Origin of the sequence: Bradyrhizobium sp. CCBAU 51753 (genome assembly GCF_015291565.1) — a bacterium.
Classification (GTDB): domain Bacteria; phylum Pseudomonadota; class Alphaproteobacteria; order Rhizobiales; family Xanthobacteraceae; genus Bradyrhizobium; species Bradyrhizobium ivorense.
This window is the reverse complement of the sequence record NZ_CP030037.1, coordinates 1,397,623-1,423,014: the sequence shown is the minus strand read 5'-3', so window position 1 is coordinate 1,423,014 and position 25,392 is coordinate 1,397,623. Positions and strand designations below refer to the sequence as shown.

The 25,392-nt window shown below is 63.9% G+C and carries 24 protein-coding genes and 1 tRNA gene; 13 read left to right on the top strand and 12 right to left on the bottom strand.

All coding sequences use genetic code 11. From position 1 onward, the window contains the following. Positions 1-220: 220 nt before the first annotated feature. Positions 221-655, top strand: a complete 435-nt coding sequence (locus tag XH93_RS06510) for a hypothetical protein (RefSeq protein ID WP_194472877.1) — start codon at positions 221-223, stop codon at positions 653-655. A gap of 119 nt (positions 656-774) precedes the next feature. Here the strand turns inward: XH93_RS06510 and XH93_RS06505 are convergent, their stop codons facing one another. From XH93_RS06505 to cpdR, 5 genes are all read right to left on the bottom strand, one after another. Then, entirely contained in the window at positions 775-1,218 is a 444-nt protein-coding gene (locus XH93_RS06505; RefSeq protein WP_139480809.1) for a hypothetical protein, read from the bottom strand. Positions 1,219-2,181: 963 nt separating this feature from the next. Beyond that, on the bottom strand, positions 2,182-2,415 hold the full coding sequence (locus tag XH93_RS06500; RefSeq protein ID WP_194472876.1) for a hypothetical protein: 234 nt from the start codon (positions 2,413-2,415) through the stop codon (positions 2,182-2,184). A 25-nt stretch (positions 2,416-2,440) separates the two neighbouring features. Continuing rightward, positions 2,441-2,734, bottom strand: a complete 294-nt coding sequence (locus XH93_RS06495; protein WP_194472875.1) for a hypothetical protein — start codon at positions 2,732-2,734, stop codon at positions 2,441-2,443. Positions 2,735-3,703: 969 nt separating this feature from the next. Beyond that, positions 3,704-3,778, bottom strand: a tRNA-Val gene (locus XH93_RS06490). 80 nt (positions 3,779-3,858) lie between these two features. Next, positions 3,859-4,218 (bottom strand): cell cycle two-component system response regulator CpdR, encoded by a 360-nt coding sequence (gene cpdR, locus XH93_RS06485; RefSeq protein ID WP_066502958.1) that lies wholly within the window; start codon positions 4,216-4,218, stop codon positions 3,859-3,861. A 306-nt stretch (positions 4,219-4,524) separates the two neighbouring features. Here cpdR and XH93_RS06480 point away from each other — a divergent pair, with 306 nt between their 5' ends. From XH93_RS06480 to XH93_RS06470, 3 genes are all read left to right on the top strand, one after another. After that, positions 4,525-5,412, top strand: a complete 888-nt coding sequence (locus XH93_RS06480; RefSeq protein WP_194472874.1) for an N-formylglutamate amidohydrolase — start codon at positions 4,525-4,527, stop codon at positions 5,410-5,412. 597 nt (positions 5,413-6,009) lie between these two features. Beyond that, the gene (gene hisN, locus XH93_RS06475; protein WP_194472873.1) at positions 6,010-6,789 is read left to right on the top strand and encodes a histidinol-phosphatase; all 780 of its coding nucleotides are present in this window, start codon (positions 6,010-6,012) and stop codon (positions 6,787-6,789) included. Positions 6,790-6,875: 86 nt separating this feature from the next. Next, positions 6,876-7,844, top strand: coding sequence for a tripartite tricarboxylate transporter substrate binding protein (locus XH93_RS06470; protein ID WP_194472872.1), 969 nt, complete (start codon positions 6,876-6,878; stop codon positions 7,842-7,844). A 359-nt stretch (positions 7,845-8,203) separates the two neighbouring features. Here the strand turns inward: XH93_RS06470 and XH93_RS06465 are convergent, their stop codons facing one another. Then, positions 8,204-9,508, bottom strand: a complete 1,305-nt coding sequence (locus XH93_RS06465) for an adenylate/guanylate cyclase domain-containing protein (RefSeq protein ID WP_194472871.1) — start codon at positions 9,506-9,508, stop codon at positions 8,204-8,206. A gap of 313 nt (positions 9,509-9,821) precedes the next feature. On the opposite strand from XH93_RS06465, the gene XH93_RS06460 reads away from it, so the two are divergent. After that, positions 9,822-10,667 carry a class I SAM-dependent methyltransferase gene (locus tag XH93_RS06460; protein ID WP_194472870.1) on the top strand — a complete coding sequence of 282 codons (846 nt, stop codon included), beginning with the start codon at positions 9,822-9,824 and terminating at the stop codon, positions 10,665-10,667. An 18-nt stretch (positions 10,668-10,685) separates the two neighbouring features. Here the strand turns inward: XH93_RS06460 and XH93_RS06455 are convergent, their stop codons facing one another. Continuing rightward, entirely contained in the window at positions 10,686-11,579 is an 894-nt protein-coding gene (locus XH93_RS06455; RefSeq protein ID WP_139480825.1) for a LysR family transcriptional regulator, read from the bottom strand. Between the two features lie 97 nt (positions 11,580-11,676). Here XH93_RS06455 and XH93_RS06450 point away from each other — a divergent pair, with 97 nt between their 5' ends. Both XH93_RS06450 and XH93_RS06445 read left to right on the top strand, forming a co-directional pair. Next, positions 11,677-12,429, top strand: coding sequence for a sulfite exporter TauE/SafE family protein (locus tag XH93_RS06450; protein ID WP_139858904.1), 753 nt, complete (start codon positions 11,677-11,679; stop codon positions 12,427-12,429). 120 nt (positions 12,430-12,549) lie between these two features. After that, positions 12,550-12,792: a hypothetical protein gene (locus XH93_RS06445; protein ID WP_139480829.1), complete on the top strand. Its 243-nt coding sequence runs from the start codon at positions 12,550-12,552 to the stop codon at positions 12,790-12,792. Between the two features lie 859 nt (positions 12,793-13,651). Here XH93_RS06445 and XH93_RS06440 read toward each other — a convergent pair. The 3 genes from XH93_RS06440 to XH93_RS06430 all read right to left on the bottom strand — a co-directional run bounded on the left by XH93_RS06440 (position 13,652) and on the right by XH93_RS06430 (position 16,296). Continuing rightward, positions 13,652-14,635, bottom strand: a complete 984-nt coding sequence (locus tag XH93_RS06440; RefSeq protein WP_194472869.1) for a carbon-nitrogen hydrolase family protein — start codon at positions 14,633-14,635, stop codon at positions 13,652-13,654. 14 nt (positions 14,636-14,649) lie between these two features. Beyond that, positions 14,650-15,177 carry a tautomerase family protein gene (locus XH93_RS06435; protein WP_194472868.1) on the bottom strand — a complete coding sequence of 176 codons (528 nt, stop codon included), beginning with the start codon at positions 15,175-15,177 and terminating at the stop codon, positions 14,650-14,652. A gap of 99 nt (positions 15,178-15,276) precedes the next feature. Next, positions 15,277-16,296: a GlxA family transcriptional regulator gene (locus XH93_RS06430; RefSeq protein ID WP_139480836.1), complete on the bottom strand. Its 1,020-nt coding sequence runs from the start codon at positions 16,294-16,296 to the stop codon at positions 15,277-15,279. 191 nt (positions 16,297-16,487) lie between these two features. Between XH93_RS06430 and XH93_RS06425 the strand changes: the two genes are divergently transcribed. The 4 genes from XH93_RS06425 to XH93_RS06410 are packed head-to-tail and all read left to right on the top strand — an operon-like array spanning position 16,488 to position 20,822. Beyond that, positions 16,488-17,222 carry a FadR/GntR family transcriptional regulator gene (locus tag XH93_RS06425; protein WP_194472867.1) on the top strand — a complete coding sequence of 245 codons (735 nt, stop codon included), beginning with the start codon at positions 16,488-16,490 and terminating at the stop codon, positions 17,220-17,222. Further along, a complete protein-coding gene (locus tag XH93_RS06420) occupies positions 17,215-18,366 on the top strand; it encodes an acyl-CoA dehydrogenase family protein (RefSeq protein ID WP_194472866.1) in 1,152 nt (383 codons plus the stop codon). Before XH93_RS06425 ends, XH93_RS06420 begins: the two co-directional genes overlap by 8 nt. A gap of 1 nt (position 18,367) precedes the next feature. Beyond that, positions 18,368-19,600: a CaiB/BaiF CoA-transferase family protein gene (locus tag XH93_RS06415; RefSeq protein ID WP_194472865.1), complete on the top strand. Its 1,233-nt coding sequence runs from the start codon at positions 18,368-18,370 to the stop codon at positions 19,598-19,600. Beyond that, entirely contained in the window at positions 19,593-20,822 is a 1,230-nt protein-coding gene (locus XH93_RS06410; protein ID WP_194472864.1) for an ABC transporter substrate-binding protein, read from the top strand. Before XH93_RS06415 ends, XH93_RS06410 begins: the two co-directional genes overlap by 8 nt. A 145-nt stretch (positions 20,823-20,967) precedes the next feature. Here the strand turns inward: XH93_RS06410 and XH93_RS06405 are convergent, their stop codons facing one another. Further along, complete coding sequence (locus XH93_RS06405; RefSeq protein WP_194472863.1) at positions 20,968-21,603, bottom strand: LysE family translocator; 636 nt, start codon at positions 21,601-21,603, stop codon at positions 20,968-20,970. 254 nt (positions 21,604-21,857) lie between these two features. Between XH93_RS06405 and XH93_RS06400 the strand changes: the two genes are divergently transcribed. Then, positions 21,858-23,660, top strand: coding sequence for an adenylate/guanylate cyclase domain-containing protein (locus XH93_RS06400; RefSeq protein ID WP_139480847.1), 1,803 nt, complete (start codon positions 21,858-21,860; stop codon positions 23,658-23,660). A 52-nt stretch (positions 23,661-23,712) separates the two neighbouring features. Continuing rightward, positions 23,713-24,372 carry a hypothetical protein gene (locus XH93_RS06395; protein WP_194472862.1) on the top strand — a complete coding sequence of 220 codons (660 nt, stop codon included), beginning with the start codon at positions 23,713-23,715 and terminating at the stop codon, positions 24,370-24,372. An 18-nt stretch (positions 24,373-24,390) separates the two neighbouring features. Here XH93_RS06395 and XH93_RS06390 read toward each other — a convergent pair whose 3' ends face one another. Then, complete coding sequence (locus XH93_RS06390) at positions 24,391-25,338, bottom strand: alpha/beta fold hydrolase (protein ID WP_139480851.1); 948 nt, start codon at positions 25,336-25,338, stop codon at positions 24,391-24,393. Between the last annotated feature and the right edge of the window lie 54 nt (positions 25,339-25,392).

Sequence of the window (25,392 nt, the reverse complement as noted above, 5' to 3'; positions counted from 1 at the left end):
GAGTCACCCGGTGAACCTGCCCTGTGAGGAAAACAACGGTGCCTCGGCGGCCGTTCCTAACGACGCGCGCGCGAGTCGATGCAATTGCCGGAGAACCGGAACCGTCACGTGGGAACATGCGCGTGTTCCCCACGCTCCAAAAGTCGGAACGCCGCAATAGGCACCAACGCCGCATTGTCCCGTTGACGCGTTGCGACAATCGCCAGCCAAGGAGGAGCTTATGAAGACAGCACTTGTTCTAGCGACAGCCGGCGCGCTCAGTCTTGGCGCAGTGGCTGCCCCGGCACCCGCTGAAGCGCGCGGCGGATTCGGTCGCGCGCTCGCGGGCGGATTGATCGCCGGCGCCGTCGTCGGCGGGCTCGCCTCGTCAGCTTACGCCTGGGGTCCCGGGTACGGTGGCTACTCCGGTCCCGGCTACGGCGGCTACGACGGCTACGGACCCGTGTACTATGATGCACCCGGAGCCTACGGCGCCTATGCCTACGATGACGTCTACGACGTCGCGCCATATCGTTGGGGCGGATACACCACGACGTACTATAGTGGATACAGCCCGACCTATTACGGTTACGGCTATCGCCGCGTGGTTCGCCCGGCATACGCCTATTACGGCGGCTACCCGCGCTGGCACCATCGCTGGCATCGTTACTGGTAAGATCGGGCAGAAGCCCGCCGAAGCGCATGCGGGCTTCTGCTCAACGAGTTCGGTATCGCCTCAGTATCGGCCCGCGGGTCTCTGCTTTGCCCGCCGGCACAAATCTCGCGCGGCCCGCCTCACCCGATCGAGAGGGCGCGTTGCCTGATTTGCTCGAGCCATGCGGCGAAGCGGGGATGTTTCGCAAATCTGCCTTCCAGCGTCGCCAATTCCTGCTGGAAGACCGGCAGCAACAGCACGCGTTCGATATCGGGCTCCCTGATCCGCCAGATCGCGGGCGGAATGAAGCCATGGACCTTGAGCTCATAGAGCTCGAAGATCGAGTAGATCACCTCATGCACGGTTCGGCGCTCGTCCAGCGTCATCTCCGTTTCGGCCGGAACGCCGGCATCCAGGAATGCCGCCATCGGCAATTTGCGTCGCAGATCGGAAATGCGGTCGGAGTAGCGGAGAAAGATGTCGGCGCCCAGCCGCCGGTTGTTGGTGTACAGCGCCATGTAGATCGCCGTGATGCCGACCATGATGGTCCCGAGCGTCATGAACTTGAGAATATGATCGAGCACCGCAAGTCCTCCTTCCCCATCGCCGGACCGCACGAGACATTGTGCGCGTCCCGGGCCGCCCGACTCAATGCCGCAGGCACGCCCCGATTGTCGAGAAGCGGAGCGCCGGTTGACTCCCAAGCCTTGGTGTAGACGGGACCGGGCGCCCCACGACCGGCGACCCCGGACTCCCGGTTGGATGCTGGATCGACGAACGGCTTCTGCGGAAGTCGGAGAGACGCGGACGCGCCTGATGCGCGGATTGGGATGCCGCCAAGCTGTGCTTCTACCGGGTGCCGGATGTGAACTGGTTCACAAAAATGCAGTGAAATGGCTGCTAGAGCGTTATGCGCTGGGGGATTTCAGGGGCCCAGCAGCAGGGCGCCGCCGGGACACGATATTTCGAGCCCGACGGCGTAGCTTTTTCAGGGGGCGATTTGTCCTGGTCCCGGCTGCGGGCTTTCCGCCGCGCGTGCCGCAGCCATGCAATCACCCGCCCGGATTCGTCCGCTAGGCGGCTCCCGACCGCAAGGAGGATTTGCGACCCTGCGATCGGGACAGGCGATGCGACTTCGAGCGCTTCGACGCACTGCGTTTTCGCGACTTCGCGCGCCGCACCCGCTCGAAGGTATTCAATAGATCCTTGATGGTCTTGAACCTGAGAACCGAAGGCTCGTTCTGCCGAACGATCGTAGCCTTGCGGCGCTCGACTGGAGGCAGCAACATCGCTCGGGCGACTGCATGCCGCAACTTCATGGAGCCATGATTTGTGAGTTCAACAAGCTCTTCCGGGTTTGCTCTCATTGTGACTCCTTACGCCGGCAAAAGCCCTCCCTCCGGAAGAACGTCGAGCACCGACTGGAGTTTCTCAGTGCACGCAGTTGGCCGACCGGATTCGTCGATCGAGTTTCTCGTGTCTCTTCACCGACTTTCCTTCTGCTGGTGGAGCTCAAATCCGGAACCGGAGGAACTGAACGGTGTCCCTCAAGCAGCGCGTTCCCGGTTGGACTGCTCCTCGACAGTGGTCGCGGTTTCTTCCATGCCCTTTTGATAATTGCCCGCGAACCGCTCGATGCTGTCGGCCCACATCCTCAGAAATGAGACTTGAAGCTGCATGATTGGCCTGAAGGCATTCAGGCCGATCGCTGTCGCTGTGGTCATTCGACTTTGTGCGTCGCGTGCAAAATGGTTCGCGTTGGAGGCATTGTCTGCTGCCATGCTTTTCGCTCCTTCTGCTCTGGTGCTATGGCCAAAAGCTGCCCGTCGGGTTGCGAACTGGTGACGCCAAGCGCTCGGCCAGGGCCTGATCTGCCGCAGCTCTTGCATCTCGGTCGTCGTGCAATTCGTCCAGCTTTCTCAAGTAAGCGACGGCCGCGATTTGCAGGTGACCGAAATCATGTTCGCCGGCATCGCAAAGATTGCTGAGATAGCGATGCAGGGCGGAGCGCCGATTATCGATCTCGCTGACGCCGCTGTGGTGCAGCATGTAGGTCCGCCAAGCGAACGCACATGCGCCTTCTATGGCGTGAGATTTCATGGGCACCTCCCGAAGGCCAGAGAAAGACTGACGAGCGATTTCGTTCCGCAAATTTCTCGGGTGGATTGTTGTTCCGCGGACGGCGCCGATTGATCGTCCGCAGGAACGTCGGGGGCTTCGAACCGTTGAGATTCACCACGGCAGGGCTCTGACAAGAGGAACAGAGCTATGAAGCGTGAACGGATAGATTCCGTCGACCGGAACCTCGTGGAAGACATCGAGCGCCTCCGAAGAGAGGCTCGCGGCACCCCGCCAGGTGTGCATCGTGATGGACTGCTTCGCCAGGTGAAGCAGGCCGAGGCGATACTCCGGATGAGGAGGTGGGCCACTTCACCAGCTTTACAATCGCCCAAATAAACGGGAGCGCCGGCTCTCGCGTCGCCCGCCAGTCACGCAGCGCGAGATTGCTCAGAGCTTTGGGCGCACGGAGGCTTCGGTCAGCTTGCGACTGGCGGCGATGAGGAAGCGGGATACGGCCCGGAAAGTAGCAAATTAACCGGGAGAGATTCACACCGGTTATTTCGGGAACCTACATCCGCTCGGATGATCCGAGAACCGGGCAGGTAATTTTCATCTCGAATTCTTACAGCCCTCGGGGCCGCCAATTTGCGGCGCAGGAATTCTCGGCCCCGGCATCAACCTCCAAGGGTGCGGGGGCCGTTTCTTTCGATGCAATCAGGTTCAGTGGAATTTTGCGCCACCCGACCTCGATCGTCCCGGCAGACGGCAGGCGAAAAAAATCACCAGAAGATCCGACCGACGGAGAACCTGAGAGACGGGCTGCGCCCCTGGGATCGGTCGGCGCCTGGCTTGCCGAGCCGTAGCTCGCGGCCGCAAGCCCGCCTGCGCCCGTTGGGCTTCGGCTGTCGTCCGTCTCCACTTTCACTTCGTTCAAGTTACGCCGGACACGCTTTACCCTGACGGGTCTTCGGCGTGGCCGCGCCACGCGAAGCCCGTCAGGGCGAAGCGTGGTGGGTGCGACAGGGATCGAACCTGTGACCCCTACCATGTCAAGGTAGTGCTCTCCCGCTGAGCTACGCACCCAAAGCGATGTTTGGATCGGGTCCCTATAACGGACCCGGACGGGGCAGGCAAGGACGCAAAGTCGTTAAATCGGGGCCGAATCAGGCCGCCAGCAGCTTATTCACTTCGCTGACCAGCTCCCGCAGGTGCACCGGCTTGGCCAGCACCTTGGCGTTCTTCGGCGCCTCCGAGTCGGAATTCAGCGCCACCGCGGCAAAGCCGGTGATGAACATGATCTTGATGTCGGGGTCGAGTTCCGAAGCGCGGCGCGCCAGCTCGATGCCGTCCATCTCGGGCATCACGATGTCGGTGAGCAGCATCTCGAACGGCTCCTCGCGCAGCCGCTGATAGGCCGACATGCCGTTGTCGTGCGGCGACACCTTGAATCCGGCGTTTTCCAGCGCCTTGACCAGGAAGCGGCGCATATCGTTGTCGTCTTCGGCGAGAAGGATTTTCGGCATGGCAGGAATCGTCGAATCCGGCTTTGAGAATCTGTCCGAACACTAAGCCCGACAGACGGTAAATTTCGGGTGAAATTTGCGCCGGGCGATGGCCGCGGAGCGGAAGCTAGTTGTGGACCGAACGGTGCATCGAATCAACCGCCTGGCGCATTTTCCGCTCTTAAGACGCGTTCCAGCAGCTGGCCACGCTCTTTTCACTTGGCAGAATGGCCGCGATTACCGACAATGCCTGCCCATAAATCTCCGCTTTTCCGGCCGAATCAAATTCTTTCCGGACAGGCGGACGCAAGGGACGGCGCCAAGGGAATGACCGAATTTGCTGGCGAGTTGTCGCCCCCGTTCGAGATCGTCGAGCCGCAGGTCTGGCGCGCCCCGATCATCTTCAATTCCCCGCATTCGGGCTCGGCCTATCCGGCCGAATTCCTCGATGCGTCACGGATCGATCTCGCCGCGCTGCGCCGCTCCGAAGATTCCTTCATGGACGAACTGATCGCCGATCTCAGTGAGCGCGGCTTTCCGACGGTGCGGGTCAACTTTCCGCGCTCCTATGTCGACGTCAACCGCGAGCCCTACGAGCTCGACCCGCGGATGTTCACCGGACGGCTGCCGAGCTTTGCCAACACCCGCTCGATGCGGGTGGCCGGCGGCCTCGGCACCATCCCACGCGTGGTCGGCGACGGTCAGGAGATCTATCGCGAGCGGCTCGAGGTCGACGAGGCGCTGCGGCGGATCGAGGTGCTCTACAAGCCGTATCACCGCGCGCTGCGCCGGCTGATCAACAAGGCGCACCAGGCGTTCGGCGCCGTGGTCGTGGTCGACTGCCACTCGATGCCGTCGGTCGGCGTGTCGCGCGACGAGCCGCGGCGGCCCGACATCGTGATCGGCGACCGCTACGGCACGAGCTGCGCGGCGCTGCTCCCCGACCTCGTCGAGGAGGTCTTGAGCTCGCTCGGCTATTCGATCGGCCGCAACAAGCCCTATGCAGGCGGCTTCATCACCGAGCATTACGGCAACCCGGCGAGCGGCCTGCACACCGTGCAGATCGAGCTCAACCGCGCGGTCTATATGGATGAGCGCCGCCGCGAGCGCGGGCCGCGCTTCGCCCAGATGGCCGCCGACTTCGCGACGCTGGCCGATGCACTCGCCAAAATACCGTTCGGCGATCTCGGCCCGTTCCAGGCCGCGGCGGAGTAAGCTCCTCGATCGCCATTCCCCGGTGCGCAATTGCGCACCTGAGAGCACGACGAAGTCGTGAACGCGGAATCCATTTGGCGACTTCGCCGGTGGTGAAAATGAATTCGACATTCACGCGCGCTTTGGCGCGTACAAGAAAAAAGGGCCGCTTGAATGAACAAGCGGCCCAAGTCTAGGGAGGAAACGCCCAAGGAGGGCAGCGATAGCGCGAGGCGCTACCGCACCGCAACAATATGCGACCGCGCTGCACAAAACGCAAGAACTTTCGAAACATTTCCTCTGCAATGTTGGCCCGGCTGACGATTCTGCAACAGGCCGGCTAAGTTCAATTTTCCCATTATTTTTCAATTAGATATTTGATCGTACACAAATGATCAGCGCTTGGCGCATAGCTTGTATACCAGAATTCGCAACTTCGTGAACGGTACCGGGACGGCCGCGAACGTTCGAAACGAACCCGATTCGAAAGTCCGGAACCGTCATCAGGATGGGATAACGCTCCGTTAATCGTGCGGAGCACGCCGGATTGAGCTAGGCAAGAGTGCTGTTTCCACTGCGCGTCGCGCATTGCCAAAGACCTGTCGTGAAGGATCCGCCGTGACGGTCATCGACTTCAAAGCCTTCATCGGCCGCCTCGCGACCGCATCCGGCGAAACCATCCTGCCGTTCTTCCGGACCTCGCTCTCGGTCGACAACAAGAGTTCCAGCGATTTCGATCCGGTCACCGAGGCCGACCGCGCCGCCGAGGCAGTGATGCGGCGGCTGATCAAGTCGAGCTTCCCCCAGCACGGCATCGTCGGTGAGGAATTCGGCAATGAGCGCGAGGACGCCGATTATGTCTGGGTGCTCGATCCGATCGACGGCACAAAATCCTTCATCGCCGGCTTTCCGATCTGGGGCACGCTGATCGCGCTGCTGCACAAAGGTACGCCGGTATTCGGCATGATGCACCAGCCCTATATCGGCGAGCGCTTCTCCGGCGACAACGGCTCGGCGCACTATTCCGGACCGTCGGGCGAGCGGCGGCTGCAGGTGCGGCGCTGCGCCACGCTGAAGGAAGCGACCGCCTACACCACGAGCCCGCTGTTGATGAATGCCGCCGACCGCGCCTGCTTCAGCCGGATCGAGCATGTCGCAAAGCTGACCCGCTATGGCGGCGACTGCTACTCCTATTGCATGCTCGCGGCCGGCCATCTCGACCTCGTGGTCGAGACCGAGTTGAAACCCTACGATATCGCCGGGCTGATCCCGATCATCACCGGCGCCGGCGGCATCGTCACCACCTGGGACGGCAAGCCGGCGCAGCGCGGCGGCCGCATCATCGCGGCCGGCGATCCGAGGGTCCACGAAGCGGCGATGAAGCTGCTCAACGCCTGATTTTGCCACGCCTGATTTTGCCGGTTGCCGCGCGATCGATCCGCGCTCATTCTGGCGGCAACCACAAAAGTCAGGGACGGGCGCACATGACGAGTTGCGGCAGACTGCTGGCAGGACTGCTCCTGCTTCTCGCGCCCATCACCGCATCAGCCCAAGACTACCCTGCCAAGCCGATCCGCCTGATCGTGCCGTTCCCGGCCGGCGGGCCGAACGACATCATTGCGCGGGTGGTCGGGCAGAAGATGTCGGAACTCTTCAGGCAAACCATCATCGTCGACAACCGCGGCGGCCAGGGCGGCGTGCTTGGCACCGACGCGGTCGCCAAGGCCGCGCCCGACGGCCACACCATCGCGATCACCAGCGCCGGCGCGCTCGCGATCAGCCCGAGCATGGAGAAGGTCGCCTACGACACCTTGAAAGACCTCGCGCCGGTGACGCTGGTCGCCACCGTCCCGGAGATGCTGGTGGTCGCCGGCAACGTGCCGGCGAAGAACATGAGCGAGCTGGTCGCGTTGGCCAAGGCGCAGCCGGGCAAGCTCAACTTCGCCTCCACCGGTCCCGGCGGCCTGCCGCATCTCGCCGGCGAATTGTTCCGCCTGACGGCGAAGATCGACATCGTGCACGTGCCCTATCGCGGCGCCGCGCCGGCGATGAACGATCTGCTGGGCCAGCAAGTGCAGATGACCTTCCTCGACCTGCCGGTGATCCTGCCGCAAATCAAGGCCGGCGCGCTGCGCCCGATCGCGCTCGGCGGCCGGGTGCGCGCCCCCACTGCGCCTGACGTGCCGACCACGGCGGAGGTCGGCATGCCCGATCTGATCATCGAGAACTGGTACGGCATGGTCGCGCCGGCCGCGACGCCGCCGGCGATCATCGCAAAACTGAACAGGATCGCCACCGAGGCGATGGCGGACGCTGCGGTGAAGGAAAAGCTCGCCGAGCAGGGCCTGACGATGGCCCCCGACACGCCGGAGCATTTTCGCGACTTCATCGCTGCCGACATCAAGAAGTGGGCGAAGGTGATTAAGGACGCCGGTGTGGTGACGGCGAAATAGGAAGCGCGGATTTCATCGCGTCCGCTGGCAAGGCCGCAACACTGTGAGGTGAGCACGCCGGTCAGGCTCCCTCTCCCCTTGCGGGAGAGGGTGGGGAGAGGGGTAGCCCCGAGCGAAGATGCCTGAAACAGGTCGATGCTACATCAATCAAGCGTCGCGCTCACCGCTGAGTGTCCTTCGCGTTCAACAAGCAGCGGAACCAGCGGCACCCCTCTCCCTAACCCTCTCCCGCAAGGGGAGAGGGAACCCGCGCGCCGGTGGCCTCCTTACATTGACGTCCCGCACCTCTGCGCTCCGGCGCGCGAATGCGTGAGGGGCCGACGGCATCAATCCGATCTTGATCAGATGACAACGGCGCATCACCGTTCGACGGCAAAGACGCGCCAGTCTCCAGGGACACCCTTGAGCGATTGATTGCCGCGGTCACCAAAACGCAAACCCGACCCCGCCACCAGGTCCTTGACCGTGCCCGACACCAGCACCTCGCCGGCGCCGGCGAGCGCCGCCACGCGCGCTCCGATGTGGACGGCAATGCCGCCGATATCATCGCCGATCATTTCGCACTCGCCGGTGTGAAGGCCGGCGCGGACTTCGATACCCAACGACCTGGTTTCGTCGGCGATGGCGCACGCGCAGCGCACACCGCGCGCCGGACCGTCAAAGGTTGCCAGAACGCCGTCGCCGGTCGTCTTGATTTCGCGGCCGCGGAAGCGCGAGAGGACGCGCCGGATCGCGGCGTGATGCGTGTCAAGGAGGTCACGCCAGCGGTGATCGCCGAGCGCGGCGGCTTTTTCGGTCGAGGCGACGATGTCGGTGAAGAGCACCGTGGCAAGCACGCGGTCGACCGCGACCGGCGCTCGTGAGCCGGTCAGAAACTCCTCGATCGCATCGGCGATCTCGCCGGCATTTTCGCCGATGAATGGAAGGTGGTCGACCCCAGGCAACTCGAGATAGCGGGCGCCCGGAATATGCGCGGCGAAAAACCGGCCGCCCTCCAGGCTGACGGTCTTGTCGTCGGTCCGGTGAATGACGAGGGTCGGGACCCGGATCGTCGAGACGATGTCGCTGATGTCGATCAGATGGTTCATGCGCGCGTACGCGGCGGCGCCGGCAGGGCTCATCGACACTCGCTCGTTCTTGCTCCACCAGCGCTTGAACGCGGTATCGTTTACGCGGGAGCGCGCAAATTTTACCACGCTGCCGCCGCTGCCCCAGCCAAGCTGGATATACCCGAGACTTTCCTCCAGCGTCGTCAGAGTGAATGTCGTTGCCGGATAGGCGTTGCAGAGCACCAGCGCGCGGCAGCGATCGGGATAGGTCGCGGCGAACAGCGCCGACATCGTGCCGCCTTCGGAGAAACCCAGAAGCGCCGCCTGCTCCATGCCGGTGGCGTCCATCACCGCCCGCAGGTCGTCCATTCGCTGGTCCAGGCCCGGGAAGTCAGCAACTCGATCCGACAGGCCCGTGCCGCGCTTGTCGAACATCACCACCCGGGCGTAGCGCGCGAGGCGCAGCAGCCAGCGCCTCACCTCCGGTTCGTCCCACCAATGCTCGACGTTCGTAAAGCCCGGCGGCGCGAAGACAACGTTCAGCGGACCCTCGCCGAACACTTGATAGGCAATGTGAACGTCGCCGCTCTTGGCGTACCGGGTGTCTGGCTGCATTGACCACCCCCCACCTGCCGGGACCTTCCGGCCGTCCGAACTTATATCAACCGCGCCGATTGCAGGGAGCGACTCAATGTCTCTGGGCGCGGCGCTCAGCGCTGCGCCTCGGCGCGCAAATGCTCCACGACCTGCTTGGCCGGCCGCGGCATGATGTCACCGCGTGGCCCGTAGCACTTCCGGGACTTGCGGGTCATGATCTCCGCGGATCGGCAAAAGCGGTTTTCGCGGTCATTTCAGCCCGCTTTGGAAATACTGTGCGGCCCGTGACGATAATTTCCTCAGCCCTTTTCAGAACCAGGATATTCGCCAGATGCCAGAGATTACACCCAATCCCCGTGGAGCAGAGTTTTGGAACAGCACCATGGGACACGCATGGGTTTCGCAGCAGGCCGTGATCAGTGACGTCTTCACGTCGGTCACGAACGTCAGCCTGGATGCTGCGTCGGCAAAGCGGGGCGAGCATGTGGTCGACATCGGATGCGGCACCGGTGACACGCTGTTGGCGTTCGCCAAGGCCGTTGGTCCGTCAGGCGCTGCGTTGGGTGTCGATATTTCGGCACCGATGCTGGATCTCGCCAAGCACCGTGCCGCCGAGGCGGAATTCGGCAACGTGACCTGCGCGCTGGCCGACGCAACGATCTATCCTTTCGAACCGCGCTGGGCGGATCTGGTCTATTCGCGTTTTGGCCTGATGTTCTTCGGCGACCCGGCCAAGGCATTCGCCAATATCCGCAGCGGCATGAAAGCGGACGGGCGGCTGGTGTTTGTCTGCTTTCGGACGATGCCCGAGAGCCCGTGGTTCCGCGTGCCGATCGAGGCGGCACGACCGCATCTGCCGCCGCAGCCGCCCGCGGATCCATTGGCGCCGGGGATGTTTTCCTTCGCGCGCGAGGAGCGCGTTCGCGGCATCCTCGCCGCGGCAGGGTTTCGTGAGATTGCGATCAAGCCCACCGACGTGCCGATCCACGGCAAGGACGTTACGCAAAGCATGGCCTTTATCACGCAGGCGGGCCCCCTGCCTGCGCTGCTCGAAAATGCCTCCGATGAGCAGCGGCATCGCGCTATCGACGCAGTACGCAACGCGCTCGCCGCGGGCATCGGAGCGGATGGGCGCAGCCTGCATGTGGGTCTGTGGCTCGTGTCGGCGTTGGCGTAGCGAGACCGAGGCAGCCTGTCACCGCTGCGCTTCAGCCCGCAGATGCTCGACGAGCTGCTTGGCCGGCCGCGGCAGTGCCTTGAAGCTGCGGGCGCAGATCGTCAGCCGGCGGTTGGCCCAGGCGTCGCGGATCCGGATCGTCACGATCGGCATCGACGCCGCGCAGCGCCGTGCCGCGGTTTCCGGAATCACGGCGATGCCGACATCGGCGGCGACCATCTGGCAGATCGCGTCGAAGCCGCGCAGCCGGGCGCGGAAGCGCAGCCGGGCCCCGAGCTTGGCGGCATGCCGGGAGATGTGGACCTGCAGCGCGGAGGTTGCGGTCAGCCCGACGAAATCGCGCCCGACCACCTCCTGAAAATCGATCTGGCGGCGGCCGCCGAGATCGCTGCGCCGCGACGCCACCAGCATCAGCTTGTCCTCGCTGAACAGGAAGCGCTCGACGCTGTCGGGCAGCACATGCTCCGCCGCGAAGCCGAGATCGGCGGCGCCGCTGGCGATGGCGTCCGCGATGTCGGTGCTCTCTCGCTCCTCGACGTCGACGCTGATGTCGGGATGCTCGTGCAGAAAATTGGCCAGCGCGCGGGGCAGATGCTCCGACAGCCCCGAGGTGTTGGCGAGCAGCAGCACATTGGCGCGGACGCCGGAGGCATAGGCGGCGAGATCGCCCTGCAGCGCCTCGACATTGTGCAGCACGATGCGGGCGTGGCCGAGCAGGCTCTCGCCGGCCGCGGTCAGCTCGACGCCGCGGCGCCCGCGCTTGAGCAGCGCCACGCCGAGCGCGTCCTCGAGGCCCTTGATCCGCTCGCTGGCCGAGGCCAGCGCCAGATTGGCGCGCGCCGCGCCATGGGTGATGCTGCGCGCATCGGCCACCGCGATGAACAGCTGCAAATCGACCAGGTCAAACCGCATGATGGTTCCCCCCTCGCCCGCAGCCATCGCAATGGCCGAAGGCTAACTCCGTAAGCTCCAGATTGTGCCGATTGCCGCGATCGGTCAATGTGCAGCCATGGTCGACCATCTGCTGATCTTGATCGCCTTCGCCTTCCTGCTCGCCGGTTTCGTCAAGGGTACGCTCGGCCTCGGCCTGCCGACCGTGGCGATGGGGCTGCTCGCCACCACGATGTCGCCGGGTCGCGCGATAGCGATCGTGATCGTGCCGGCGATCGTCACCAACATCTGGCAGACCTTCGTCGGCCCCTATCTGCGCGACATCCTCCGCCGGCTGTGGCCGCTGATGCTCGGCACCGTGGCCGGCATCTGGCTCAATGCGGGGCTGCTGACCGGACCTTACGCGGCCTACGGCACCGTCGTGCTCGGGCTCTTGCTGGTGATCTATGCCATCGTGGGCCTCAGCCGGTTCAGCTTCAAGGTCGCACGGCGCCACGAGAAATGGGTCGGCGGCATCGTCGGCCTGATCACCGGCGTGATCTCGGCCGCGACCGGCGTTCAGGTGATCCCGTCGATGCCGTTCATGCAGGCGATCGGCATGGAGCGCGACGAGCTGGTGCAGGCGCTCGGCGTGTTCTTCACCACCGCGACCGTGGCGCTGGCATTCAACCTCACCGCATCCGGCCTCTTAACGGCCGCCACCGCGCTGCCGGGCGCGGTCGCGATGGCGGCCTCGTTCGCCGGCATGTTGATCGGCCAGGCGGTGCGCACCCGGATGCAGCCGGATGTGTTCCGGCGCTGGTTCTTGATTTCGATGATCCTGCTCGGCCTCTATCTCGCCGCCAGCGCGCTGCTCAAGCTGCACGGCTGAGGGCGCGCAATAGCGGTGACAACAAGTGGCCCGCATGAGCGGAGCGACATACGGGACTTCGTTAATCCCCGCTACGCTACTGCGAAACACATCCAGCAGGCGCGACCGCCGAGAATAGGGTTGGACAAGACGGCCGAGCTGGCCTTAAGTATCGCGCATTGCGGGCATGCAGGCCGCTGGGCGGTTCTAGCCATGGACTGGTCCTATTATCTCGTGGGCGTCGTGATTGTCCTGCTCCTCCTTGCCTATCGTCTGCACGGCGGGTTGTTCAGGAAGGATACGCTGCGCGACCAGAAACTTAATCGATTGATCGATGAACGCGTCGAGCGCATGAATCTGACGCGTGACAAGAAGCCCGACTGATCGTCCTGCACGCCTCTGCTTGATCAAATCCAGTAGCCCGCATGAGCGCAGCGATATGCGGGGCTTTGTGAAACCCGCATGTCGCTGTGCTCATGCGGGCTACGCTTGCTCCTCTGCTTGATCAAAGAAAAAGGGCCGCTCGAACGAACAAGCGGCCCAAGTCTAGGGAGGAAACGCCCTCAAGGAGGGCCGCGACAGCGCAAAGCGCCGCCGCACGGACCCGATATAGTCGTTCACAGGCTTCGGGAAATGGTCGGACGCGCAAGGCAGCAACGCTGCTGCGCGCCTTGAATCTGGGCCTCGCCAACATAAATCGCCGCAGGGGTACCCCGACCGCGGGATCTGCGGTTTCCTGTCCTTCAAAGGGGTGTCGCAAAGCGGCCATGGCGCGGGATGGTGTCAGCTTTGGAGCGCCAGGCCCCTCCCCCTCACGTGCCTTTGGAACCCGCCTGTTTCCGGACAGTTATTCGGGTCTGCAGCTTTGCGAGAGGTTTGAACACATGACTCGGCCGCTGGCAGTTCTCGCATTTCTCGCCCTCTGCATCCCGCCGGGCGCAGCATCCGCATCTCAGTGGAAGCCGCCGGGCGGCCAGGCGTCCGATTTCAGCTCGCGTCAGCGCTGCGTGTGCGGCAGCACATGGCACAGACACGCCCGCATCATCAGCTACAGGCACTACCGGCTGAGAACGGCATATCTGATCGGCTATGATCCTCTGCCATACCGTTACGGCTCGACCTACGTCTTCGAACCGCCGTACCGTTATTATCGGCGGTAGCAAGCAGCAAGTCGCCCGCATGAGCGACGCGGCAGGCGGGACTTCGTGAAACCCGCATATCGCTTCACCCATGCGGGCGACGCTTACTCCCACATGTCGGGGCCGACACGCGCGGCGAAGCCGCAGTCGATGACGCGATCCTGCGGATCGCGGTCGACGATCAGCCGCAGCAGGTCGGGGCGCGAGTAGTGGCCACCGATATCGCACAGCGCCTTGGCGGCGAGCACGACTTCGCGCGATCCCTCGGCGATCAGGATGGTCTCGCCCTGGGCAGGCCCGGCGATGATCTCGCCGCGCGGATCGATGATCACGCTGTCGCCGCCGTACTCGATCGTCGACAGCTCGCGATAGCGTTCGGGCGTCGCGGCGTGCGACCGCATGCCGCCGACGGCAATGACGTAGCAGCCGGCCTGGGATGCGAACGCGCGCGACAGCAGAAGCTGACGGGGCCAGAGCGGCGTGGGTGACGGCGGCGCCACGGCCGGCTCTCGTCCGGGCCACGCCGCGACGTGAATCTGCGTGCCCTGCGCGGCCAGCGCATAGCCCGGCAGCATCGTGTTGTGCTCCCAGCAATTGAGCCCGCTGATCCTGCCATAGGGCCTGTCATGCACGCGCAGGCCCACCGCGTCGCCGTCAGCCCATACCGAACGCTCGTTGAAGGTCGGCTTGAGCTTGCGATGACGGCCGATGATCCGGCCCTCACGGCCGACGAACAGCAGTGTGCAGTAGACCGTGCCCTTCGTCACGGCGTCCCGTTCGGCGATGCCGATGACGACATCGATGCCCGCGTCCGCGGCGGCCTCGCACAGGCGATCGGTCGCGGGCGACGGAATCTCGACGGCGTGGTCGAGATAGTCCGCCATCGCCCGAAAGGTGTTTGCGCCAGTCGGCGCGTGGCAGAAGAACGGATAGCCGGGCAACCAGGCCTCGCCGAATGCGGCGATCGTCACTCCCATGGCGCCGGCCTCGCCGATCAGGCGGCAGGCCTTCTCCAGCGAAGCCGCGCGATCGAACGGTACCGCAGCGGCCTGGATCGCCGCGAGCCTGAAATTCGCATCGATTGTCATGGCCTGCCGCCGCGTCACTCGACGCCCTTGCGGGCCGCATCGAGCGCGCCCGCAAGCAGTTCGACCGCTTTGACGCGCCGCCGCCGGGCAAGACGCGCTTCGCCGACCTTGCGCTCGTGCTCGCCGGCGATGAAGGCCTGGATGTCCGGCAGCGGACGAATGACGCCGCGGCTGCCCCACTGGCCATCGGGGACCTCGGTCGGGAATACCCAGACCTGCGGCGCCACCTCTTCGAACGGGCCGCCGGCGGCGCGCACCACCGCGTCGGTCACGTCCTTGACCAAGGCCGCCCGCGAGGCTTCGGTGTACTGCCCCTCGGGCACCGAAGGGACGATGCGGTAGCGCGGCGACGGCGACGGCGCGCCCGCCACATAGACCGCGGCCGGTCGATGCAGGAATACGACGGTCACACTCTGCGCGACCTCGTTCGCCGGGTCGAATCCTTCGTGACCGATCAGGATGTCGCCGAGCTCCCTGATCAGCCGCGCTTCCGCGTCCGGGTTGAGGGCGCCTTCGGGAATTGTCACGTCGATCATCGGCATTGGGAGACCTCCTGCTGTTGCCTGCACGAGGTCTATGCGCGAGGCGCTCGCGACAGCAGTGGCAGGATCGCCATTCTCAAGGCAAATTCGGTCAGAGCATCAGGCGGCCGGTGCCGCGTGCGCGGTAGCACGCGCAAACCGGCGCTGATATTCGCGCGGTGAAAGCCCGGTTTCACGCTTGAACAGGCGGCGAAAGGTCGACAGATCGCTGTAGCCGACGCGCGCGCTGACGGCGTCGAGCTTCAGCCGCCTGGATTCGATCAGGCGCTTGGCCACATCGACGCGCAGCGCCTGCAGATATTGCAGGGGTGCTTCGCCGACCGCCAGCTTGAAACGGCGATTCAAGGTACGCTCGCTGACGGAGAGGTCGCGAGCGAGCCTGGCTAGACTGAAGCCGCGCTGCAGCGACTTCTCCATCAGGCTCTGCGCCCGCGCGACCAGCGCGTCGGAGTGCCTGATGTCGTGGGTGCGGCTGGCATAGGACGCCTGCGACACGCGGTTGCTGTCGATCAGCAGCAGCTTGCCGGTCTCCGCGGCCAGTTCGGAGTCGGCGAAGGTCTCGACCAGCCGCAGCGCAAGATTGAGCGAAGTGGTCACCGCGCCCGAGCAGACGATCCGGTTCTGCTCGGTGAGGATCTCGGCGACGCGCAGATCCACCGCCGGATAGCGCATCGCGAATGTCCGCCCCTTCGCCCAATGGGTGGTTGCGACCCGGCCGTCGAGCAGGCCGGCCTCGGCGAGGATAAAGCTCCCCGTGCAATAGGACGCGAGCAGGGTGCCGCGCTCATGCTGCCGCCGCAGCGCCGCGAGCAAGGGCTCGACGGTATCGAGCCGCGTGAAGAAGCGCTCGATATCGCCGACGAACGGCCCGGGAATGATCACCGCATCCGCCTCAGACCTTGCGTTGATCCGGCCATCGACGTCGACGATCTGGCCGGACGCCGTTTGAACCGACCGACCATTCAGCGACTCGATGCGCCACCGCAGCACTGGCGGCCTGACGTTGTCGCGCAACGGCCGCCTCGCCGCCACCGCGTTGGCGGCGGTGAACACGTCGACAATGCCCGCTACGCCCGAAGCAAGGATGCCGTCGTAGACCCAAATCCGGATGAGTGGCATGCTTGTGTCCGATCCTGCACGATAAGGTTCGATTCTGCCATCGCCGGCGCGACCGGGCAAGCGGTCGCCCCGCCGTCCCTGCGGCTACGACGACGGAGAAATAGCTACGCAACGGCGGGCGCCTCTCACGGCGCCGTTTCGAGACAAGCTGGCCCCTTGCATTGGTCCAACCATTGGGGTATAGGACCTTTATGAACTTCACAATCGTCAAATCGATGCGCCTTTTCGAAGAGGTCTCGCGCCAGATCGGCGAGCAAATTCAGTCGGGCAGGCTATTGCCTGGCGAGAAACTGCCCAACGAAAGGGACCTCGCCTCGACCTTCGCTGTCAGTCGGCACGTCGTGAGAGAGGCCCTGCGTTCGCTGGAGTCTCTCGGCCAGATCGAGTTGCGCAAAGGCGCCGCAGGAGGCGCGTTCGTCGCAAACGGCGGTCCCCAACCCTTGACCAAAATCATGCAAGGCATGGTGGCCGTTGGCGGGGTGGATTTGGAGCAATTGACGGAAGCCCGCCTGGCAATCGAATCGGCAGTGATCCGAGCTGCCTGCGACGCGGCTGACGAAGCGGGACTGGCCGCCCTCGATGCCAATATCGATGAAGCCGAGCGCCAAACGCTTGCTGGACACTCAACGCTGAAGACGCAGATCAACGTCCACTTTCACATCCTGGTCGCGGAGCTGACCGGCAATCCGATCCTCATCATGATGATGAGATCGTTGATGAGCATCCTGAGCGACTTCATCGCTGAGTTCGGATCGGTCATGGGCGTCGATGTCATTCGATCCCGCAGGCGCTTCATGAAGCATATGCGAGCCCGGAACGCCGAGCGCGCCGCCGGCGAGATGGAGTCGCACCTGAAGATTCTGCATCAACACTATCTGGATGCGGCGGCGCAAGCGGCCAGGACAAGAGGAAAGCTAAATGGCTGACGCGGAAACTCTTCGATCAATGGTGGATCAAACCAGGCGCCTGGTGCGCGAGGAACTGATCCCTGCAGAGGAATGGGTCGAGGAACACGACGAGATCCCTGGTCACATCGTCGATCGCCTCAGGCAATTCGGCTACTTCGGCATGACGATTCCCGAAAATTACGGAGGGCTCGGCCTGTCGATGTTCGAGGAGGTCAGCGTCGTCTGCGAGATCGGCTACGCTTCGCCCGTGTTTCGTTCCTATTTCGGTACCAGCAACGGCGTCGGCACCCTGGGCATCATCATCGATGGAACCGAGGAGCAGCGCAGAGAATATCTTCCGCGTATCGCGGCCGGCGATCTCGTAGCTTCTTTCTGCCTCACCGAGCCTGGGGCAGGCTCAGATGCCGCCTCGCTGACGACAAGAGCAACGCGGGATGGCGACGGATACGTCATCAACGGCACGAAGCGGTTCACGACCAATTCGCCCCATGCCGGAATCTTCACCGTCTTCGCGCGGACCGGTGCGAAGGAGCAGAAGACATCAGGCATTTCCGCATTTCTTATCGAGCGAGGCACGCCCGGGATCACGATCGGGCCGCGCAACAAGAAGATGGGATTTCGCGGCGCGCACACGGCCGACGTGATCTTCGAAGATTGCCGGGTACCGGCTACGTCACTGTTGGGTGGGCGAGAAGGCGTCGGTTTCAAGACCGCAATGAAGTCGCTCGACCATGCGCGACTTCACATGGCGGCCGTTGCGACAGGCTTGAGCGAGCGCATCATCGACGAGGGCGTACGTTACGCCTCGCAGCGCGTCCAGTTCGGCAAGCCGATCGCCAATTTCCAGCTCATCCAGGGCATGCTCGCAGATTGCGAAGCGGAGGCGCTTGCGTCCCGCGCGATGGTGGAACGCGTCGCACGCATGCGCGACGAGGGACGGGGCGTCACCAAGGAGACCGCCTGCTGCAAATATTTCACGACGGAAGCCCTGGGCCGCATTGCCGACCGCGTCATGCAAATTCATGGCGGTTACGGCTATATCAAGGAATATCCGATTGAACGGCTGTTCCGAGACGCGCGCTTGCTGCGCATCTACGAAGGCACAAGCCAAATCCAGCAACTGATTATCGCGCGCGAGATGCTCAAGGAAAAGGCCGCATAGCGTGGCCGGACCTCTGCAAGGCATTCGCGTTCTCGACCTGACGACGGTGGTGATGGGCCCCTACGCCTGTCAGTTGATGGGGGACTACGGCGCTGAGGTCATCAAGGTCGAGTCGCCTGACGGCGACGTGATGCGATTGTCCGGCCCCATGAAGAGTCCCGGCATGGGCCACCTGTTCATGTCGACCAATCGCAGCAAGCGCTCCGTCGTGATAGACCTCAAGGCTGCTGAAGGGCGGGATCTGCTGCTTCGGCTCGCGAAGCAAGCGGATGTCCTGCTCTACAATATCCGTCCACAGGCGATGGCTCGCCTTGGCCTGGGATATGAGGATGTTCGCGCCGCAAATCCGAGGCTCGTCTATGTCGGCGCATTCGGATTTAGCCAGCGCGGTCCCTATGGAGCACGTCCCGCCTATGATGATCTGATCCAGGGAATGTCGGGGATTCCCTGGCTGTCTCTCCAGGCAGGAGCGACGGAGCCGCGCTATGCACCCGTCATCCTCGCCGACCGGATCGTCGGCCTGCAGGTTGCCTTTGCCACAATGGCCGCGATACGCCATCGCGACATTAGCAATGAGGGACAGCGCGTCGATGTGCCGATGTTCGAGAACCTGTTGACCATCGTCCTTGGCGAACATCTTGCTGGGTCGCTCTTCGAGCCGCCGCTCGGCGAACCCGGGTATCAGCGGAGCCTCGCGCATAACCGGCGTCCTCATCGAACGCTCGATGGATACGTTTGTACGCTTGTGTACACCGACAAGCACTGGCGCAGTTTCTTCGCGGCGATCGGGCAGCCTGAAATGTTCGAGAAGGACGCGCGGTTCTCCTCCCAGAACGAACGCCTGACACACATCAACGAAGTCTACGGATATCTCGCTGATGTCCTGGCCACGCGCACCACTGCGAACTGGATAGAAACACTCACGGAAGCCGACATTCCCGTGGCGCGGATGAACTCGATCGACGAGATCCTCGGCGATGAGCATCTTCACGCCATAGATTTCTTTCGGACGTTCGCGCACCCGTCGGAAGGCCCGATCAAGGACATGGCCATTCCGACCGAATGGTCGACTTCGCAGCCCGAAGTCTCCCGGCACGCGCCGAGGCTAGGTGAACATACCGTCGAGGTTTTGGCCGAAGCCGGGTTGGACGCCCGGACCATCACCGAACTGTTGAAGAAAAAAGTCGTCAGATCCGCAAAGGATCGTTTTGTCGGGAAGGAAGACCATGACTAGGAGAGTTGCGTTCGTCATCGCCGCGTTAGCGGTTCTTGCATCACCGCCGCCTTTCGGCGGGGCCGCGATCGCGGAGGATGTGAGCGGCCCCGTCAAGCTGGCCGTGCTCGACGACATGAGTGGCCCTTATGCCGAGAATTCCGGGCAAGGCAACGTCCTTGCCGTACGAATGGCCATCAAGGATTTTGGCGGCTCACTGCTCGGCGAGCCCATCGAAATGACGTCCGCCGATCTCCAGAACAAGGTCGACGTCGGCATGAGCATGGCGCGCAAATGGTTCGACGTGGAAGGCGTCGATGCGATCCTCGGGATGGGTAGCTCGGCCGCGGCGCTCGCAGTCCAGAAACTCGCTGCCGACAAGAACAGGATCACGCTCGCCACAACCGCCGCGACCGCCGAACTGACCGGGAAATCCTGCTCGCCCACTGGAGCCCACTGGGTTTACGACACATATGCGCTCGGCAAAGGCGCGGCCACCGCGGTCGTCGCTCAAGGCGGGAAGAGCTGGTATTTCGTGACTGCCGATTACGCCTTCGGACATGCGCTGGAAGCGAGCGCCGCGACTTTCGTGAAAGCGCTCGGCGGAACGGTGCTGGGCGCCGTGAGACATCCGCTCAATACGTCGGATTTTAGCTCATTCCTGTTGCAGGCCCAGAATTCCAAGGCGCAGATTATCGGCGTGGCGAATGCCGGCAACGACACCATCACCGCCCTCAAACAAGGAGCCGAATTCGGCATTCAGGAGGGCGGCCAAAAAATGGTCGGTCTTTTGATGCAGGTCACCGAAATTCACTCGCTCGGCCTCAAGGCAACCAAGGGGCTTCAGTTCATCGAAGCCTTCTACTGGGACCAGAACGATGAGACGCGCGCCTTCTCGAAGCGCTTCTGGCAGGAGTACAAACAACCGCCGACGCAGGTGCAGGCCGGCACCTACAGCGCTGCCATGCACTACCTGAAAGCGGTTAAGGCCGCGGGCACCAAGGAGGCCAAGGCCGTCATGGCAAAGATGAAAGAGATGCCCATCAACGACTTCATGACAAAAAACGGCAGCATCCGTGACGACGGGCGCGTAATCCGGGACATGTATCTATTGGCAACCAAGGACCCTTCCGAGTCCAAGGGCGAGTGGGATCTCATGAGGGTCGCCGCCACAATTCCTGGCAAAGACGCCTTTCGTCCATTGAGCGAAAGCGAATGTCCGCTCGTTCGGCAGACCAAATAGCCCGGATCTCCCTTGTTAGGACCGCCACTCGGTCCAAGCACCGCCGTTTCTGGAATACTGGATCACCCGCGGATGCGCATGCGCGGGTAACGGCACCGCGTTATTCGGCTGCTGAGTGCAAACAATCCGCAGCGCCGTTCCCGCCCTAGCGCGCCTCGAGCATCGCGACGCGGACGCCGAGATAGACGAACAGGCCGCCGAGCGAGCGGTTGATCCAGGTGATCACGGAGGTGGAGTGCCGGATGCGGCCGGCGGCGCGCGCCGCGAAGGCGGCAATGCCGAAGCACCACAGCGTGCCTGTGGTGATGAAGATCAGACCGAGCGTCAGGAAAGCCAGCGTCTTGTGCGGCGAATCGGCCGCCACGAATTGCGGCAGGAAGGCCAGGAAGAACAGCGCCACCTTGGGATTGAGGATGTTGGTCAGCGCGCCCTGCCAGAACACCCGCGCGACCGTGGTCTCGCCGCCTTCCGCCGCGGCCGCCGTGACCGGCTTGGCGCGCGACAGCAGCATCTGCAGGCCGGTCAAGACCAGATAGGCCGCGCCAACCAGCTTGACGGCGAGGAAGGCGGTCGACGACGCCATCAGCAGCGCCGAGAGCCCGATCGCCGCGCCCAGCACATGAACCAGGCAGCCGCCGCTGATTCCGAGCGCTGCGGCGGCCCCGCCGCGCCAGCCGAGCTGAATCGTGCGCCCAATGATATAGGCGGTGTCCGGCCCCGGCGTGATGTTGAGCAGCAGGCCGGACAGGACAAAGAGCCAGAGTTCGTGAATTCCAAGCATGTCAGGGACACTAACCTATGTGAGTAACCGCGTGTAATAAAGCCGAAAGGACGATTGAGCAGACTAGCGTGCCATCCCAACGACATACGAATTCAGTAGACAAACGGATTGCTCGGTCCGTTCGCCGCATGCCAATTCTTGCTACAATGCATTATAGGTGCCTACAAACCGAGCTTCCGCCGGACCCAACCTGTCCTGTAAGTATCGGATTCGGTCACATCGGCTAGGGTGGCCAATTCCAAGGCACAAGAAACATGGAACGACGGCTCGCTGCCATCCTTTGCGCTGACATCGCCGGCTATTCCCGCATGATGGGGATGGACGAGGCGGGCACGCATGCCGCGTTCAAGGCCCATCGCAGCGCGATCTACCCGATTATCCTCAACCACGGCGGCCGAATCGTCAAAAACACCGGCGACGGCTTCCTGCTGGAGTTTCCCAGCATCATCGGCGCGATCGAGGCCGCGGTCGCGATGCAGACCATGATGGCTGAACGCAATGAACATTTGCCAGCCGACCGGGCCATGCATTTCCGCATGGGCGTCCACATGGGCGACGTCATGGCCGACGAGGACGAGGTGTTCGGCGACGACGTCAACATCGCCGTCCGGCTCGAGACGGTCGCGGCCCCAGGCGGCATCGCGGTCTCGGACAAGGCCCGCACCGAGGCCGGGCGGCGGCTTGCCGTCATCCTGGTCGATGCCGGCCCGCACCGCTTCAAGAACATCGCCGAGCCGATCAATGTCTGGACCTGGGCGCCGGCCGGGTCCGACGTCCAGGACGAAAAGGCCCCGCAGGACGGCCCGCATCTGCCGGCGCAGTACCGCACCGCGATCGTCGGCGTGCTACCGTTCGACAACCTCTCGGGCAGCGCCGACGAGTATTTCTCCGACGGCCTGACCGAGGACCTGATCCACGCGCTGTCGCTGCAATCCTTCTATCGCGTGCTCAGCCGCAACTCGACCTTCGCCTACAAGGGCAAGAACGTCTCGACCCGCCTGATCGCGCGCGAGATCGACGCCACCTATCTGATCCAGGGCTCGGTGCGCCGCGCCGGCAACAAGATCCGCGTCACCGCCGAGCTGATCGCGCCGGAAAAGGGCGAGCAGCTGTGGACCGGCCGCTATGACCGCGACATGGGCGACCTGTTCGCGATGCAGGACGAGATCACCGCCAATCTCTCCGCCGCGGTCGCCCAGGAGATCTACCGCGCCGAGGCCTCGGCGCCGGCACGCACGCCGAACTCCGAATTGACCGCCTGGGACCGCTTCCTGAAGGGGCTGTCGCACTACTATCACCAGACCAAGGACGATTTCGAAACCGCGATCGCGCTGTTCAAGGAGGCGATCGAGCTTGATCCCGCGCTGTCGATCGCGCGCGCCTATCTCGCGCTGATCCAGATCCAGGGCGTCCAGTTCGGCTGGATCCAGAGCACCCGCGAGCTGTGGGCGTCGTCGGTCAGCCTCGCCGAGAGCAGCGTGCGGCTCGACCCGCGCTCCTCGTTCGCGTTCCAGCTGCTGGCCTATCTGCACGCAATGCAGGGCCATTACGAAGCGGCGATGGATGCCATCAAGCGGGCGATCGAGCTCAACCCCTACGACATGGGCGCGCGCGGCGTGCTCGGCATCTGCCACATGGTGATCGGCGATCATCGCAAGGCGGTCGAGCTGTTCTCGACGGCGGCGCAGCGCGGCAACAGCGATCCGCGCTACCAGTTCGCGGCGCTGAACACGTTCAGCCACTATCTGCTGGGGCAATATGACGCGTCGCTGTCATGGTCGCGCGAGCAGCTCTACCTCAACCCGAACCATCTGCAGTGCCTGGCGGTGCGTGCCGCCGCACTCGCCCAGCTCGGGCGCGCGGATGAAGCCAAAGAAGCCGCCGAGGCGCTGCTGACCAACTATCCGGGGCTGACGGTCGAACGGCATTTGCGCAATTTCCACTGGAAGAACCCCGCCGACATCGCCCACTACCGCGAGGGCCTCTTGAAAGCCGGCGTCCCCTTCGGCAAACTCGCTTTGGTTGCATCGGCATCAAAGTTCGCCGTCGACTCCTGAGCGATCGCATCGCCAGGTCATTTTGGCTGACGACTTTTCAGGACCTGGTTTCATGACCGAGACGGCTCGCAGCGAAACCCCTGCCCCGCAGGTTTCGCCCAACAATCCCTGCCCGTTCCTGCGCGCGCTGGTCGCCGGCAACTATGTCGGCGGCCATATCGTGCCGCTGCCGGAATTGACCGAGACGATCGGCCGCGCCACCGGCAAGACCGGATGGTCGGGCTTCGTCGCCCGCGCCAAGATCTTCGTGGTCGCACAGGGGGCGAACGGCTTTGGCCCGGTCAGCCAGCTGCGCAGCCTGTTCCGCGGCGCCATCCTCGACGAGCTGCGCAACGGTCCGCTCGACAAGCACGGCGCCGGCTCGCGCATTCTCGATCAGCATGCCGTGGTCCATGAGAGCGAGATCGAGCGTCTCGCGAGCTACGGAAGCGACTACACGCGCCCCGGCGGCGGTGTCGAGCGCGGGCTGTCGGCGTCGCAGATCAAGACCTTCATGGCGGAGAATTTTCAGCGCGACGCCAGCGAGCACTCCACCTCCTGGACGATCCTGCATTACTACTACCGCGTGCTGATGCTCGGCGAATGGCCGGTGCTGCTCGACATCATGGGCAAGGGCGAAGGCAAGGATCGCTATCTCAGCGTCGACGAGGTCAGGACCCTGTTCGTCGAACGGCGCTTTCCGGACCGGATCATCGCACTGCTGAACAGCTGACGCGTTTCGCGGCGCGGGTTATTTGAAGAGCGGCGTGCCCGGCACGAAGGCGTCGAACGCCGCCCAGAACTGGCCGCGATAGCGGTCCTGCTCCTGCAGGATCTCGTGCTTGGCGCCGGCGATCACGAGGTGCGAGCCGGCGCGCAAATGATAGGCGAACTCCTCGATCGCCGCCGTCGACACCACCTCGTCGTTGCTCGCCGCCAGCATCAGGATCGGCTGGCGGATATCGGACGGGTAGGACATGCCGCGGAAGGTGCGCATCGCGGTGAACGCGGTGTCGGCCCAGGCAATGGTCGGCGCGGCGATGCCGAGCGTCGGGTCCTCCTCGAGGATCGCGGCGTTGCGGGCGTGGCGCACCGGATCGCTGGTCACGGGATTGCCGATGAAGGGCGCGGTGCCGACCAGCACGTCGTTGCCGCCCGGAACGTAGCGGCCGCCCTGCCCGGCGAGGCGCAGGATCCGCAGCAGCGTGCTCGGCAGCAGCGACACCCGGCGCCGCGGCAGATCGATCATCGGCGCCGACAGCACCATGCGGTCGAACCAGCGCTTGCCGGCATGCGCGATGCGCAGCATCACCGCGCCGCCCATCGAATGCGCCAGCGCGAAATACGGCGGCGGGCAATCCGGCAGCACCACCTGCTGCACGAAGGTCTCGACGTCGACCTCGTAGTCCGAAAAGTCGCGCACATAGCCCTTGCGCGGATCGCGCAGCCGCCGCGACGAGTGGCCCTGGCCGCGCCAGTCGATCGTCGCCACCGCAAAGCCGCGGTCGCGCAGGTCGCGCACCGTCTCGAAATACTTCTCGATCATCTCGCCGCGGCCGCCGAACACGCACACCGTACCCTTGCGGCCGGGCGGCGGCGCCCAGCGCGCGAAGCGCAGCTCGGCGCCGTCGGGGGTCTTGATCGTGCCGCTGACAAATTCGTCCGGGACCGGATTGGCGGGAATCGAGACGAGCGTCATGCAGGGAAACCGGCTGGATGGAGCAGAGCGGAGCTAAAGGGCGCGGCGCGAAAA